The 15,494-nt window shown below is 64.5% G+C and carries 11 protein-coding genes and 2 pseudogenes; 4 read left to right on the top strand and 9 right to left on the bottom strand.

Annotation, left to right across the window (positions count from 1 at the left end; genetic code table 11):
• Positions 1-44: 44 nt before the first annotated feature.
• The 6 genes and pseudogenes from B7X65_RS14560 to B7X65_RS14535 form a co-directional block, all read right to left on the bottom strand.
• Positions 45-827, bottom strand: coding sequence for a helix-turn-helix transcriptional regulator (locus B7X65_RS14560; protein WP_293595017.1), 783 nt, complete (start codon positions 825-827; stop codon positions 45-47).
• A 311-nt stretch (positions 828-1,138) separates the two neighbouring features.
• A complete protein-coding gene (locus B7X65_RS14555) occupies positions 1,139-1,651 on the bottom strand; it encodes a GNAT family N-acetyltransferase (protein ID WP_293595016.1) in 513 nt (170 codons plus the stop codon).
• Positions 1,648-4,107 carry a YgiQ family radical SAM protein gene (locus tag B7X65_RS14550; RefSeq protein WP_293595015.1) on the bottom strand — a complete coding sequence of 820 codons (2,460 nt, stop codon included), beginning with the start codon at positions 4,105-4,107 and terminating at the stop codon, positions 1,648-1,650. The genes B7X65_RS14555 and B7X65_RS14550 overlap by 4 nt, the downstream gene beginning before the upstream one ends.
• A gap of 130 nt (positions 4,108-4,237) precedes the next feature.
• Complete coding sequence (locus tag B7X65_RS14545; protein ID WP_293595014.1) at positions 4,238-4,687, bottom strand: MarR family winged helix-turn-helix transcriptional regulator; 450 nt, start codon at positions 4,685-4,687, stop codon at positions 4,238-4,240.
• Positions 4,677-4,874 (bottom strand): hypothetical protein, encoded by a 198-nt coding sequence (locus B7X65_RS14540; RefSeq protein ID WP_293595013.1) that lies wholly within the window; start codon positions 4,872-4,874, stop codon positions 4,677-4,679. Before B7X65_RS14540 ends, B7X65_RS14545 begins: the two co-directional genes overlap by 11 nt.
• Positions 4,871-6,366, bottom strand: a pseudogene (locus B7X65_RS14535) (FAD-dependent monooxygenase). Before B7X65_RS14535 ends, B7X65_RS14540 begins: the two are co-directional and overlap by 4 nt.
• Positions 6,367-6,511: 145 nt before the next feature.
• On the opposite strand from B7X65_RS14535, the pseudogene B7X65_RS14530 reads away from it, so the two are divergent.
• Positions 6,512-7,420, top strand: a pseudogene (locus B7X65_RS14530) (crotonase/enoyl-CoA hydratase family protein); the annotation flags it as partial.
• A 157-nt stretch (positions 7,421-7,577) separates the two neighbouring features.
• Here B7X65_RS14530 and B7X65_RS14525 read toward each other — a convergent pair.
• Positions 7,578-7,883: a hypothetical protein gene (locus B7X65_RS14525; RefSeq protein ID WP_293595012.1), complete on the bottom strand. Its 306-nt coding sequence runs from the start codon at positions 7,881-7,883 to the stop codon at positions 7,578-7,580.
• A 402-nt stretch (positions 7,884-8,285) separates the two neighbouring features.
• Here B7X65_RS14525 and B7X65_RS14520 point away from each other — a divergent pair, with 402 nt between their 5' ends.
• Positions 8,286-8,543, top strand: a complete 258-nt coding sequence (locus B7X65_RS14520) for a hypothetical protein (RefSeq protein WP_293595011.1) — start codon at positions 8,286-8,288, stop codon at positions 8,541-8,543.
• A 78-nt stretch (positions 8,544-8,621) separates the two neighbouring features.
• The gene (locus B7X65_RS14515) at positions 8,622-10,799 is read left to right on the top strand and encodes a catalase (RefSeq protein WP_293595010.1); all 2,178 of its coding nucleotides are present in this window, start codon (positions 8,622-8,624) and stop codon (positions 10,797-10,799) included.
• A gap of 12 nt (positions 10,800-10,811) precedes the next feature.
• Here the strand turns inward: B7X65_RS14515 and B7X65_RS14510 are convergent, their stop codons facing one another.
• Both B7X65_RS14510 and B7X65_RS14505 read right to left on the bottom strand, forming a co-directional pair.
• Positions 10,812-13,361 carry a penicillin acylase family protein gene (locus tag B7X65_RS14510; RefSeq protein ID WP_293595009.1) on the bottom strand — a complete coding sequence of 850 codons (2,550 nt, stop codon included), beginning with the start codon at positions 13,359-13,361 and terminating at the stop codon, positions 10,812-10,814.
• Positions 13,362-13,428: 67 nt separating this feature from the next.
• On the bottom strand, positions 13,429-14,859 hold the full coding sequence (locus B7X65_RS14505) for an aldehyde dehydrogenase family protein (protein WP_293595008.1): 1,431 nt from the start codon (positions 14,857-14,859) through the stop codon (positions 13,429-13,431).
• A 312-nt stretch (positions 14,860-15,171) separates the two neighbouring features.
• On the opposite strand from B7X65_RS14505, the gene B7X65_RS14500 reads away from it, so the two are divergent.
• A complete protein-coding gene (locus B7X65_RS14500; RefSeq protein WP_240523514.1) occupies positions 15,172-15,492 on the top strand; it encodes a hypothetical protein in 321 nt (106 codons plus the stop codon).
• The last annotated feature ends 2 nt before the right edge of the window (positions 15,493-15,494 follow it).

The following is a 15,494-nucleotide window of genomic DNA, read 5'->3' as shown; positions in this document are numbered from 1 at the left end:
CCGGCGGCGGCTATCAGATTCCTGCGCTTGTGGTTGCTACGGTTTCAGGCTGTGAGTTCGCGCCGGGCTTGTGCGGGCGTTACGCCGAGCTCGCGCACAAAGGCGGCGCCCAGATGGCTCTGGCTGCTGTAGCCGAGCTCATGCGCCAGCGCGGCAATGTCGCGTTCGCCTTCTTCCAGCCGTTGCAGCGCCGTGGCCAAGCGCAGCCGCTGGCGGTAGCCGTGCAGGCTCAGGCCGGTGTGTTTGCGAAAGGAGCGCGCCAGATGGAAAAGCGAACTACACGCAGCGTCCGCTACGTCGTTCAACGTCCACGGTACGGCGTCGGTTGCGGCGGTACGCGCCACCATGAAACGCTGCGCACGTTGCACCGCGGGTGCTGAGCGGCCTTGAAACGGCGCGACGGGTGGTGCGTATCGCAGCACGGTTTGCAGAAGCACCTGGGTGGACTCACCAGCCCTGCCCAGACCGATCGCGCGCCAATGCCGCCTCAGCAGCCACACGGCGCGCGGGCTCAGCGCCCACGCATCGGACGCCAGCAACGCATGACCGACGCCCGGCTGTGCGCTGACGACGATGCTGGTACGCGCGGCATCGGCACAAGGTTTCATCTGGTACAGCAGGCCGGCCGGCAGGCTCAACGCGGTCAGGCCATCAAGCAGCACGTTCTGCCCGGCCACGCGGAATTCGGTGGCGCCGCTGGCCGGCAGCACCAGGCGCGGCGAGGCCACGACGTAGTCCGGGCTCCATTGCGCGGAAGGCGCGTGCAGCACCACACGCTCGACTTTGAGGGTGGTGGTTTGCTGCAGCAGCGTGCGATTCTGGGGCATGGCCTCCACTATAAAACGAGGTGCGGCTGGCGTGGTCTGGCTGCAAAATTACTATCGATTTAATAGCTGCTCGCGCACGCTGCTTCTGGGCTGGAGGCCATTTTCTCTGCCTGAAACCGCCCCGCAAGCCGCCATGGCAGACCGGCGCAAGCCAGCCGGGTCAGCCGCTTATTTCACTGGTGAAGCTCTGGGCCAGCCTGCACTTCAAGGCAGGCGGCGCGCAGTTCCTGCAGGGTTCCCATGACCAGCCGCAGGCGCCAACGCCCGCCCCTGAGACTTTGATCAAGCAAGCGAAGTTACGCAGATACCTTTCAAGCATTCACGGGCCTGCTCATGTATCGGGCTTCTTCACCGTAAGTCTCCATGTGCCCGGCGCCTGAGCCGGTCGGCACCGCCGCCCGAAAACCGTAACGCTCCCAGAACGATTTCGAGTCGTTGACCGCCGTCAGGCAGGCGAACTGAACCTTCAACTGCTTGAGCGCCTGGAAATAGGCTTCAATGAGTGCGACCGCCACACCCGTGCCTCGTGCCGCGGGGTGTAACGCGAGATCGTGCAAGTAGAGAGCGTTTGCCGTGGGTGGAACGGAGAAAGACGGACCATTCAAGGGCGGAGGGCTGCCAGCTTCAGCCGGTACCGCAACGAGATAACCGGCGAGGCCGTCGGGCACCAGAGCAACAAAACACGAGGTCGGGGATGCCTTCAGCTTGGCGAGAAACGACTGCTCCGACTCCAGCTTCGTCTCGTCGTAGCAGCAGGATTGAATCTCAAGTATCGAGGCAATGTCTTCTGCCCGCATGGGCCGGATGACAGTCTCCGGCTTCATCGCGCCTTGCGCACGAAGGGCTTGGCCCCTGGTTTGCCCGAACCGTTGTCGCGCGGCGGCAGGCCGGTGTGCTGGGTCAGGATGCGGCCCTTGACCGGTGTCACGGGTTTGAGCGAAAGACCGGAAGTGCCGGCTTTCGCCGTCACGGTCGTCGAGTTCTTCTTGCGCGCGCTCACGTAGCCGCCGTCGGTCATGGGCTGGAAGGTTGGGATCAGGTGGTGCTTGCCGTTGCCGATCAGGTCGGCGCGGCCCATGGCTTTGAGCGCCTCGCGCAGCAGCGGCCAGTTGTTGGCGTCGTGGTAGCGCAAAAAGGCCTTGTGCAGGCGGCGCCGCTTGTCGCCGCGCACGATGTCCACCGTTTCGCTGTCGCGCGTGATCTTGCGCAGCGGGTTTTTGTTGGTGTGGTACATCGTCGTCGCGGTGGCCATGGGCGACGGGTAAAACGTCTGCACCTGGTCGGCGCGAAAGCCGTTTTTCTTGAGCCAGATCGCCAGGTTCATCATGTCTTCGTCGCTGGTGCCAGGGTGGGCAGCGATGAAGTAGGGAATCAAAAACTGCTTCTTGCCGGCTTCGAGCGTGTACTTCTCGAACATCTGCTTGAACTTGTCATAGCTGCCAATGCCGGGCTTCATCATCTTCGTCAGAGGCCCCTGCTCGGTGTGTTCCGGTGCAATCTTGAGGTAACCGCCGACGTGGTGCGTGACCAGCTCTTTCACGTACTCGGGGCTTTGCACGGCCAGGTCGTAACGCAGGCCGGAGCTGATCAGGATTTTCTTCACGCCCTTGAGCGCCCGCGCGCGGCGGTACATCTTGATCAGCGGGTTGTGGTCGGTGTTGAGGTTCTGGCAGATGCCGGGATAGACACAGCTCGGCTTGCGGCAGGCCGATTCAATCTCGGGCGACTTGCAGCCGATGCGGTACATGTTGGCGGTGGGGCCGCCCAGGTCGGAGATCGACCCGGTGAAGCCCTTGACGGTGTCGCGGATCGCCTCGATCTCGCGGATCACCGAGTCTTCCGATCGGCTCTGGATGATGCGGCCCTCATGCTCGGTGATCGAGCAGAAGGTGCAGCCGCCGAAACAGCCGCGCATGATGTTGACGGAAAAGCGGATCATCTCCCAGGCCGGGATCTTGGTCGCGCCGTCGTGGCTGCCGTTCTCGTCCTGGTAGGCCGGATGCGGCGCGCGTGCGTAGGGCAGATCGAACACGTAGTCCATCTCGGCGGTGGTCAGCGGAATTGGCGGCGGCGTGATCCACACGTCGCGCGCGGTTGCGCCTTCGCCGTGCGCCTGCACCAGCGCGCGGGCGTTGCCGGGGTTGGTTTCGAGGTGCAGCACGCGGTTGGCGTGGGCGTAGAGCACGGCGTCGCTTTTGACCTGCTCGTAGGACGGCAGGCGGATCACCGAGCGGTCGCGCGGCGGCACCTTGATCCTGCCCTGCATGTGCGACAAAGCGGGGTTGGGCACGAAGGTCAGCGGTTTGATGGTGGAGCCCATGTCCGTTCGGGCTGAGCTTGTCGAAGCCTTGGGAGCTCCTTCGACAGGCTCAGGGCGAGCGGTTGCGTGGACGGCGGTGCTTCCTGCCGATTCCGCCTGTGCCGCAACCTCAGCCGCTTCGTCCTCACGTGCGCAACTTGCGCCCTGCTCCTTGGCCTGCTCCGAAATCATCAGGTAAGGGTTGACGTGCGCCTCGACCCGGCCCGGCGCGTCCACGCTGGTGGAGTCGATCTCGAACCAGCCCTGGGCGGTCTCGTCACCCGTGCGGCGGATGAAGGCCGTGCCGCGGATGTCGGTCATGGTCGCGACCGGCTCCTTGGCGGCGATGCGGTGGGCAATTTCCACAATTGCGCGTTCGGCGTTGCCGTACAGCAGCAGGTCGCACTTGGCATCCACCGCGATGGAGCGGCGCACCTTGTCGGACCAGTAGTCGTAATGGGCAATGCGGCGCAGCGAGCCTTCGATACCGCCCAGGATGATGGGCACGTCCTTGTACGCTTCGCGGCAGCGCTGCGAATAGACGATGGCGGCGCGGTCGGGCCGTTTGCCGCCGATGTCGCCGGGGGTGTAGGCGTCGTCGCTGCGGATCTTGCGGTCCGCCGTGTAGCGGTTGATCATCGAATCCATGTTGCCGGCGGTCACGCCGAAAAACAGGTTCGGTTTGCCCAGGGCCTTGAATGGGTCGGCGCTTTGCCAGTCAGGCTGCGCGATGATGCCGACGCGAAAGCCCTGCGCTTCGAGCATGCGGCCGATGACCGCCATGCCGAAGCTCGGGTGGTCCACATAGGCATCGCCGGTGACGATGATGATGTCGCAGCTGTCCCAGCCGAGCTGGTCCATCTCGGCCCGGCTCATGGGCAGGAATTTCGACGTGCCGAAGCGGCTGGCCCAGTACTTGCGGTAGCTGGTCAGGGGTTTGGCGGCGCGCGCGAAAAAAGAGACGTCGATGGGGGCGTTCATGGGGGCCTAAAGAGGACCTGAAAGGGCAACCTTTTATTTTAAGGTTTTAAGCCCGCTAGTGCTCCTCACATGGGTACTTCGCGCCCCGAATCAACCCAAATCAACCCGTTTCGGCGTTTAAATGCCCGATTCAGGCCCGGGCATGGGCAATCAGGCGGTCCAGCATGCGGCCCAGCTGGTGCTGCTGCGTTGCCGACAGGCAGCCAAAAATCTCTTCGTTGCGCCGCGCAATCAGTGCCATCACGCGGCTCCACAAGCGCTGGCCTGCCCTGGTCAGCGTCAACACCACGCCGCGGCCGTCGGAGGTACTGGCCTCCTTGGACACCAGGCCGCGCTCCACCAGCGACTGCGCCGCACGGCTGGCCTGGCCCTTGTTGAGGTTGGCCTTGGCCGCGAGTTCCACCACCGAGAGCGGCGCAAAGTTGCCGATGGCCGCCAGGCAGCGCGCCTCGCCGACCGGCAGGTTGAACTCGTCGGCATAGGCATCACTGCTGAACTTGTCGGTCAGCTTGTTGACCAGGTGCAGCCGGTAGGTCAGGAACTCGTCCAGCCGCGGGATGCCGGGGGATTTATGCGGCATCAGCGGCCCCGGCGGCGCACTGTGTCTGCGCGTTGGCGATCAAGGGCAAGACCTGGTCGGCGCGCTCGAAGCGGCTCATCAGCGACAGGCTCAGCATCGCCAGCAGGAGCGGCGCCCTGGCCTCGCCCGCCTGCGCAAGGGCTTCGCACAGGGCGGAATAACTCCGGTCGAGGTCGGCATCGGTCATACAGCGAATCCTTTGAGTTCCAAAGCGGCCAGCAGCGGCGCCGGGTCCAGGCCGCGCCAGCGGCCCATCACATAACCGTCGGGGCGTACCAGCACCAGGGCCTCTGCGCTGGCATCGGGCAGGCCGTAACGCTGGCGCGCCTGGCCCAGGGTGTCGGCCTCGGGCTCAATCTCCAGCACCGCCACGCCGTGGTCCGGCAAGTCCCGCAGCGCATCGGGCAAAGCGCCGTCGGCGAACACCAGGCACACCATGTCGCGGCCAAAACATTGCGTGAGGTGCAGCGGGCCGTGCGGGCCGGCCAGCAGGGCCTCAGGCGCGGGCGCGCCGGGTGCGGCCAAGTCGCTGGCCCACGCACCGGCTTGCGGTACGTTGAGCGGTGAGTCGACATAGGTGATGGGCGAGGACTGGCGCGGGTTGATCAGCGGCCGCACCTTGTCGTCGCTGAGGGCCAGCCGCAAGGTGGCTTCACGCATCAGCTTGAACGCAAAGTTGGGCGGCGCCATGAACTCGGTGCTTTTGGCGCCATAGGCGATGTTCTCGCGCGCGGCATGGACCCGCTCGGTGGAATACGAATCGAGCAGGTTCTCGCCCGCCCTGCCCTCGATCACGGCGGCCAGCTTCCAGGCCAGGTTGCCGGCATCGTCCAGCCCGGAGTTGAGCCCGCGCACGCCGAAGATGGGCACCAGGTGCGCCGCGTCACCGGCGAACAACACGCGGCCGTGGCGGTAGCTGTCCAGGCTCAGGCATTTGGCGTTGTAGATCGAGATCCACAGCGGCTCCCAGGGTTCGTCCTCGCCGATCATGCGCAAATGGCTTTGCACACGCGGCAAGACGTTTTCGGGTTTGACCGCCTCGACCGGGTCTTCGTCGTCGCGGATCTGGTAGTCGATGCGCCAGACATCGTCAGGCTGGCGGTGCATCAGGATGGTGGAGCCGGGGTTGGACGGCGGGTCGAACCAGGCCAGGCGTTCGACCGCCCTTTTTGTTTTTTGCACGATGTCGACGATCACGTATTTGCCGTCGTACTGCGTGCCCTGCAACTGCAGGCCCAACTGCTCGCGCACAGTGCTGCGCCCGCCGTCGCAAGCCACCACCCAGTCGGCGTGCACGGTATGCGGGCCCGCCGGGCCCTGCACCTCGATCTCGGCACATAAAACTGCTGGATGTTGACCATGGGCGCAAAACGCTGGGTCGGCTCGCTGGGCATCTGGAAATGCAGCACCTCGGCGTCGCGCCAGTAGCTGCGCCCGCCGACCCAGGACAGGCCCTTGTCCACCAGCGGCTTGTCGGCAGCGACCCAGCCGAGGATTTCCTGCGAGCGGCGCGACATGCAGATGGCGCGGCTGCCGCTGCAATAAGCCTCATCGGCTTCCACCACCAGGCAGTCGATGCCGTAACGCGAAAGCAAAGCGGCCAGGGTGAGACCGACCGGTCCGCCGCCGGCAATCAGCACCGGAACACGGTCCGGGAACGGGGAATTCATGGAAGTCATGGGCAGGTACTTATTTGGTTGCGGACACAACTATAAGGCGAACTGGTTGCAGGCGCAACCAGATTGGAGAATTGACAACCCCCGCCCGTCATGGTGCCCGTCCCACCCTTGGCTATGATGGTTTTCATCACAACACCGGAGACAAGACATGCCCGAATTCAGCACCCTGCGCATAGCCAAGGACGCCGCCCACCCGCGCATCGCACGCCTGCTGCTCAACCGTCCCGAGCGGCTCAACGCCATCAACGACGCCATGCCGCGCGAGATCCGGGCCGCCATCGACTGGGCTGCGGCCGAGGATGAGGTCCACGTGATCATTGTCGAAGGCGCGGGCAAGGGGTTTTGTGGCGGGTACGACCTGAATCACTTCGGCGAAGGCAACATCGACCACCCCTGCCAGCAGGAGCAGTTCCCCTGGGACCCGATGGTGGACTACGCCTACATGAAGCGCAACACCGAAGATTTCATGAGCCTGTGGCGCAGTCCGAAACCGACGATTGCCAAGGTCCACGGTTACGCAGCGGCCGGCGGCAGCGATATTGCGCTGTGCTGCGACTTGCTGGTAATGGCCGACGATGCACGCATCGGCTACATGCCGACCCGCGTCTGGGGCTGCCCCACCACGGCGATGTGGACCTACCGGCTGGGCGCCACCCGTGCCAAGCAGCTGATGTTCACCGGCGACACCATCGACGGAAAAAAAGCCGCCGACTGGGGTCTGGCCAACGAAAGTGTGCCGCCCGATCAGCTGGAAGCGGCCACCCTAAAGCTCGCGCAGCGCATCGCCGGCGTGCCGCGTTCACATCTGGCCATGCACAAGATGGTGGTCAACCAGGTGATGCTGACCATGGGGCTGGAGCAGACGCAGATGATGGCCACCGTGTTCGACGGCATCACGCGCCACAACCCCGAGGGCATGTGGTTTCGCCGTTATGCCCAGGCCGAAGGTTTCAAGGCCGCGGTGCAGTGGCGTGACAGCGGCGAGCCGATTCCCGAAGGGGATGAGGCGCGAAACGCCATCCGCGACCTGTCGTCGCGACCGGCGAAGGCCTGAGCCGGATTCACCTGGCCAGGCTCGCGCACCGGCTGGACGGGCTCGCCGGGCGGCAAGTCGATCACCTCGGGCGGTAGCTCCGGTGACGGCGGCATCACCGGTGGCGGACTGCCGGGCGGCACGTGGGCCCTCCAGCCGGGAGGGGTGGCATGAAGAGTCATGACCGTGGGTGGCGCCTGCGGCGGCTGACCAGGGACCGCAACAGCGCGGCGGTCAGGGCACCCGCCGCCAGGGCGAGCAGCGCGGACTGGCCTGGTTTGCGGGCCACCTGGCTGGCCAGCGACCCGCGGTAGCGTGTCAGCACACCCGGTGCTGCCGCGTCATGGTCGGCAGGGGCCAGAATCCCGTCCGAAGCGGGGTTGCTCAGCACCGCCTGTTCGGCCGACTGCAGCACGTCCTCATTCAGCGGCCGCGATGGCGGGGCTGGCAGTGTGCGTTCTTCTTCAATGCGGGGCGTGATCATCAGGACGCTTTCTCCGGGTCAGTTCCGGTTCAGCAAAAAAAATGGCGGACCCCAACCGGGCCGCGTGCTTTTCTCGCAGTCCTCCAACCTTAAAAGGCCTGGCTGACCCGGCATGCGGGAAAGCCCACTGTCGCCCTGTAGGAGGAAGCCCCGGCGCGGCCGCGCCTGCGGCGGGGCCTCGCACAACGTTTGTGCGGCCCACGCGGCGGTCAGGCAGTGCGACGCATCGAAGTAAGACAGGTCTTACAAGGGCTCGCGACTGACCTTACAGCCACTGGCGCCCGGCAACTACGACCCCTGGCCGCCCCGCCCAGTAAGGTGGGACTGCTACTCCCTCCAGTGTTTCCCTCCGTGTTTTCCGCCGCGGTTTCTTCCACCGCCCCCTTCCCATGAGGACATCCGATGGCACTCGCAACATCCTCCCCCACCGACGCCCCCGGCACAGCGGGCACGCGCCAGCGGCATTCCCCTTTCGGACCCGCGGCCTGGCTGGTGGCGGCCCTGGTCGCTCTGGGCGCCCTGCTGGCGATGTTGCCCGAAGGCACGGCCGAACCGCTGCAAACCGTTATGGCCTGGCTGATGGTCGCCGTGGTGGCGATCCTGGCCGTGATGCTTGTCGCCAAGGGGCTGGAGCGCCTGCTCGACTGCGAGTCCAGCTAGCACCCCTGCAGCCGCCACGGGCGGCCTGTCCGGCCGGCACTCCCCTCCTTTTTTTTGAACCGTTTCCAAGGAACCCAGATGACGCAACCCAAGCGCAGTACAGCCAGCGCCCCCAAGCTTTCCAACGGGGCCACCGAAAAGCAAAAACAGCTTCAGGCTTTTACTGCCGACGCCGCCAGCACGCTGACGACCAACCAGGGTCTGCACATCCCGGACAACCACAATTCGCTCAAGGCCGGCGTGCGCGGTCCGACGCTGATGGAGGACTTCATCCTCCGCGAAAAAATCACCCACTTCGACCACGAACGCATTCCCGAACGCGCCGTGCATGCACGCGGCTCCGCGGCGCACGGTTTTTTCAAGCTCTACAAGCCGATGACGCAGTTCACCTGCGCCGGTTTTCTGCAGAATCCCGAGCTGGAAACCCCGGTGTTCGTGCGCTTTTCCACCGTCGCCGGCTCACGGGGATCGGCAGACACGGTGCGCGACGTGCGTGGTTTTGCCGTCAAGTTCTACACCGACGAAGGCAACTACGACCTGGTGGGCAACAACATCCCGGTCTTCTTCATCCAGGACGCGATCAAGTTCCCCGACCTCGTCCATGCCCTCAAGCCCGAGCCCCACAACGAGATGCCGCAGGCCGCGAGCGCGCACGACACCTTCTGGGACTTTGTCTCGCTGATGCCCGAATCGACCCACATGCTGATGTGGGCGATGTCGGACCGCGCCATTCCGCGCAGCTACCGCATGATGGAAGGTTTTGGCGTGCACACCTTCCGTTTCATCAATGCTCACGGCGACGCGCATTTTGTGAAATTCCACTGGAAGCCCAAACTCGGCGTGCATGGCCTGGCCTGGGACGAAGCCCAGAAAATTGCCGGCAAAGACGCGGACTACCATCGCCGCGACCTCTGGGAAGCCATCGACAGGGGCGATTTTCCGGAGTGGGAGCTCGGCGTGCAGATCATCGAGGAGGGCCAGGAAGACAAGCTCGGCTTTGACATCCTGGACCCGACCAAGCTGATCCCCGAGTCGGTGGTGCCGGTGCAGCTCATCGGCAAGATGGTGCTCAACCGCAACCCCGACAACTTCTTTGCCGAGACCGAACAGGTGGCGTTTCACCCCGGCCATCTGGTGCCGGGCATCGACTTCACCGATGACCCGCTGCTGCAAGGGCGCCTGTTTTCCTACACGGACACCCAGCTGTCACGCCTGGGCGGGGCTAACTTTCACGAGATCCCGATCAACAGGGCGGTCTGCCCTTTCCACAATTTCCAGCGCGACGGCATGCACCGCCAGGGCATCAGCAAGGGCCGGGTCGCTTACGAACCCAACACCCTGGCGACAGGCGCGGAATTTCGTGTCGATGGCGGCGCCCAGGGCTTTCACACCCACCCGCAGGCGCTGGAGTCTCCAAAAATCCGCAGGCGCAGCCCTTCGTTCGACGACCATTTTTCCCATGCCACGCTGTTCTGGAACAGCCAGAGCCCGGCCGAAAAAGACCACATCGTGGCCGCCTTCCGGTTTGAACTGTCCAAGGTCGAGGTGCCCGACATCCGCCAGCGCATGGTCGACAACCTGGCGCATGTGGATGCCAAGCTGGCCGCCCGGGTGGCTGCGCCGCTGGGCATCAACGCGCCAGACGCCAAGGCCGCGGCCGGGCGACTGGGCTTTCGCGACTACCGGATTGCGCAGACCGTCGATGAAGATGCGGCGCTGAGCATGGCCGGCCGGCCGGCCACCGACAACATCCGGACACGCAAGGTCGCCATCCTGGTGGCCGACGGTGTGGACCTGCTGAGCTTCAAGCGCCTGCAGCAGGAGCTGCTGGACGCCGGCGCCCAGTGCAAGGTGGTCGCGCCCCAGCTCGGCCCCGTCACCACTTCGTCAGGCAAGCAGCTTCCCGCGGACCACACGTTTTCCAACACCTCGTCCATCATGTTCGACGCGGTCGTGATCCCGGGTGGCGCGGCCAGTGCCGCCACGCTGGCACAGCTGGGCGACGCGGTCCATTTCGTGCTGGAGGCCTACAAACACTGCAAGACCGTCTGCGCCCTCAACGAAGGCGCGCAGTTGCTCGGTACGCTGGGTTTTGCGCTCGACACCAGGGACGGCGCGCTGATGGAGCCCACCGCGGGCATTCTGCTGGGCGACTCGCGCAAGGCGGCCGACGGCCAGATTTTGCAGGCCCTGATCGCCGCCATGGCCCGCCACCGCCATTGGGACCGGCTCAACGTGGACGCTGTCCCCGCATGAAGCCGGCACGGGTCAGGGCTTGAGCTGAAGCTCGTGGACAAACGCCGCCGGCTTCATTTGCAGCGGGCGGTAACCCACCGCCGCCCAGGTCTGGCGCATGTCGCGGTAGCGGCTTGAAAACACCAGGCCGCTCTGCCCGGTCTGGTAGATGAACTGCGAGTTCTCCAGATCGGCCAGGTCGTACACGGCGCGCAGCGACGCCGCGTGCCGGTTGGCAAACGGGATTTTGGCGTCGTTGGGCCAGTACTGGCCGACATTGATGGTGAAGGAGTCCCCGTCCGTCGGCACCCGCACGTCGAACACCCGGGCCAGCGCCGGCACGCTGCCGAAGGGCCGGTGCACCGACAGCGCATAGTGGACATCGCCCCACTTCCATTGGGCCGGTACCTGGCCATGGCTGGCCTGCAGGCGCGTGAGCGCACGGTCCAGCGCGGCGCTGGACTGGGCAGCGCAACCTGCGGCGCCACACCAGAAGGCGTCGTTGCGCTGGACAATCTCCTCGATGGCACTGCGAAAATGGCGCTTGCCATACATGGCCTTGAAACGCTCTTCGCCCAGCCTGGCGCCTATCACGCCACGCGTGAGTTCATCGGCCCAGACCGAGAAAATCAGCGGGGCCGCGCTGTCGGCGCGCATGCGGCCGTCGAAGCCGGCCAGGACGGCTTGCGCCTGCTGGGCCAGCACATGTTGAGATGCGGTCTTCTGCAACAACGGCAGCAGCGTCAGCGTGGCCAACGACAAGGGGTCGCCCTGGATCTTCTGCATGGACGCCAGATCATGCCGGGGGGTGTCACCCAGCAGCTTCTCGATACGGTCAAAGCGGTAAGGAGCCACCCAGTCCTGGCCCATGAAGAAGTCATAACCGGGCGGGGTCACGCTCTGGTTGGCATTGGCAAACCAGCCTTTCTTGCCGATGGCCACCGCGTCGGTCTGCGGCGTCTGGGCATACGGCAACCAGCCGGCCCAGTCGTACTTCGCCTCCCAGCCCGGTGAAGGTGCAATACCCCGTATGTCGTTGTCGGGCTGACGCAGGGGTACCTTGCCCACGGCCTTGTAGGCCACCTTGCCGGCCACATCGGCCATCACGAGGTTCTGCATGGGCGAGTGGTAATTCGCGTAGGCAGCCAGCAGGTCGTCCACGGACTGCGCCTGGTTGCCACGCATGCCGGCCACCACGGTCAGGTTGTCCGTCTCGAGGGCGCTCCAGCGCAGCGCAAGCACGTACTTGCCGGTGTCCAGCACCTCGCCATGCGCTTTTTGGACGTCGCTGAGCACCGGTCCGTGGCGGCTGGCACGCACCGTCAGGCTGACGTCCGGCTTGCCCTTGACGGCGATGGTTTCAAGGCGTGTCTTGAACTCGGCCCATGACGTCCGGCCCGCGGCCCCCGGCACCCGGTACTGCTGCGGATTGGCGGGGTTGATCTGCTCCAGGTAAAGGTCCTGCACGTCGGGACCGGTGTTGGTAAAGCCCCAGGCGACCTTGTCGGTGCGGCCCAGCACCACAAACGGCAGGCCGGGCAAGGTGGCACCGATCACGTCCATGCCCGGCAGCGTGCTTCCATCCGCGGCCTTGCCGGCGGGTGCCCGCAGGTGCGCAAAGTACCAGATGGCCGGCGCCGACAGGCCCAGGTGCGGGTCGTTCGCCAGCAGGGGTTTGCCGCTGCGTGTGCGGCTGCCGGGAAGCACCCAGTTGTTGGAGCCCTTGCCTTCGACGTTGCCGATGTCGCTCGCCCAGCCATTGATGTCCTGCGCCATCAGATCCCGCATCCCTTGCTGAGTTTTTGCGTCAAATCGGGCTTCAGCCCTTTCCATACCTGCGCCAGCAGCTCCTGTTTTAATAGCATCCGGCACGGTTTTGTAAATGCCGAGCCCGGCGTACAGCTTGGCGAAGTCGGTTCTGGAAGCCGGTGCCTCGCCCGGGTAAGGCGTGAACAGCTGCCACAGCTGTTCGGTCGTCAGTACTTTGGCCGCGGACAGGCGTGCAAATTCGGTGCCCCAGTTGCCGCCCAGATCCAGCGCCATCATCAGTGACCAGCCGACGCTGTCCTGCGGTGTCCAGGGCCGGCCCGAGCGACCGCCCGGCTTGACGCCAAGGATGTGGAATTCCGGCGACAGCGCCTGCGCGCTGCCGGCGTAAAAGGCGTTGATGCCGTCGCTGTAGGCCTGCAGCGCCGCCTTGCCGTCGGCCGGCAACACCTGCCACTGGCGCGCGGCCGCTTCCATGATGCCCAGCGTGCGCATGAGCTTGTCGGTGTCCAGCGTGGCCTCGCCCAGCACCTCGGAGAGTTCGCCGTGCATGACGCGGCGATTGAACTCGAGTTGCCAGCCACGCTCCTGCGCATGCACATAACCGAGCGCCATCCACGCGTCGCGCGGGGACTGGGCCTTGATGTGGGTGACGTCGGCGCCGTCGCGCGCCACGGTCACCGGCGCTGCCAGGGCGGGCAGCTTGAGTTCGCCGTCCAGCGCCGGAAAGGCCCGTGCGGCGTACACAGCCAGCGCAGCTGCCAGCAGCGCGACCAGAACCAGTACCCCCCAGAAAAACCGTTTGACCCAGACCATGATCGCCTCCTGCTTGTTGTGGGCGATAGCCTAACCGAATCAGGCCCCCACCATCAGGTGCAGGCGATCAGGCGGCCGCGACCGGCTTGAGCTGCAGCGACTTGAGCTCCAGAAACTCCTCAAACCCGTACACACCCGCCTCGCGGCCGTTGCCCGACTGCTTGTAGCCGCCGAAAGGTGCATTGGCATTGAAGGGGCCGCCGTTGATGTCGACCTGCCCGGTGCGGATGCGGCGTGCGACTTTCATCGCATGTTCGTCGCTGCCGCTCCAGACGCCGCCGCCCAGACCGTAAATGGTGCTGTTGGCAATCGCCACGGCTTCTTCCTCGTCCTTGTACGGAATCACCACCAGCACGGGGCCGAAAATTTCTTCCTGGGCCAGGGTGTCTGTAGCTTTGATGCCCAGGATGGTGGGCTGCACAAAGTAGCCCTTCTCAAAGGCGGGCGGCTGGTCACCGCCGGCAATCACGTCCGCGCCCTCTTCGATGCCGGTGCGGATGAACCCCAGCACACGGTCGCGCTGGTTCGCGCTGACCAGCGGTCCGAGCTTGCTGGTTTCCTCAAGGCTCGGGCCAACGCTGAACCTGGCGATCACGGTTTTCGCCAGCGCCTTGACCTCGTCATAACGGCCGGCCGGTACCAGCATGCGGGTGTGGGCCGAGCAGGTCTGGCCGCTGTTGAGCATGCAGGCCGAGATCGTTCCCTTGACCGCGGCTTCCATGTCGGCATCGTCGAGGATGACGCTGGCCGACTTGCCGCCGAGTTCCAGCGCCACGCGTTTGACCGACTGGCTGGCGAGTTCGCTGACACGTTTGCCGGCACGCGTGGACCCGGTGAAGCTGACCATGTCCACCTCGGGGTGGGTCGCCAGCACTTCGCCGACCACAGGACCCATGCCGTTGACGAGGTTGAACACGCCAGGCGGCAGGCCGGCTTCGTGAATGATTTCGGCCAGGATCATGGCATTGACGGGCGCGATCTCGCTGGGCTTGAGCACCACGGTGCAGCCGGCGGCCAGCGCCGGCGCGATTTTCAGGGTGATCTGGCTGAGCGGGAAATTCCACGGCGTGATGCAGCCCACCACACCGATCGGCTCGCGCACCACCAGCGAGTTGCCGACCTTCTTTTCCCATTCGAAATTGCGCGCGATCCTGGCAAAGTTGCCCCAGTGCCAGGTGGGCCCGCCCACCTGCACCGCGCGAGCCATTTTCAGCGGCATGCCGACTTCACGAGCGATGGTCAGCGCCATCTCGTCCGTGCGGGCCTTCAGGCCGGCCGCAACCTTGTCCAGGTAGGCGGCGCGTGTTTCGACGGGCAAGGCAGCCCAGGCGTCAAAAGCAGCGCGGGCGGCCAGCACGGCGCGTTCGGCTTCCAGCGCTGTGCCGGCCGGCACGGTTGCCATGACTTCCTCGGTGCTCGAGTCGTACACCGGCAGAGTCTCTGCCGATTGCGCCTTGACCCATTGGCCATTGATGTAGTGCGAGGGGTAGGTAGTCATATCAAGCTCTAAATAGAAAAAATTTGTGAAAAAACGGGGAAGCGAGAGGTAAATAAATCACAAAGAAAATCACAATGATTTTCGGGGCGTGACCAAATCCGGAACATTCAAAAAGTAATACCTTTGTCTACAACCCGAGAATCAACATGACATTTGGTTACTAACACTTTGATTTATTTGTTGTTTTACGTTAACCATGTCACGTGATACATCTTGCATCTGTAACCGTGGAGGCTTAATCTACCAGACCGCACGGTTCCGCACCGCCCTACTCTCGAAAGCACAAACGCTATGCGCTGGATTAAACCTGATTTGAAAAGCAGTTTGCTGGGTCTGCTCAATGGTGGCGAAGTGACGCCTTCCAGCCTGGAAAAGCGTACCGAAGGCATTCGGCAGTTGATGCTCAACGAACTCGGCGAGTTCGGCGAAAAACATTACCCGAAAATTGCGCTGCGGGTGCGCTACGCCCAGGATGCGCAGGGTCTCTGGTATGCCCGCGGTGACGTCATGGCCGTGCTGTCGGCCATGCAGGGCGAAACCATCGCCCGCCAGAAGGTCAGCGGCATCACCAAGATGTTTGAAGGCCTGCTGCCCGGCAGCCTCGGCTCGCGGCGCAGTTCCCTGACCAACTAGGC

This window comes from Polaromonas sp. 39-63-25, from assembly GCF_002278925.1.
Lineage (GTDB): Bacteria > Pseudomonadota > Gammaproteobacteria > Burkholderiales > Burkholderiaceae_C > Polaromonas.
This window is presented reverse-complemented; position numbering and strand designations above follow the sequence as displayed.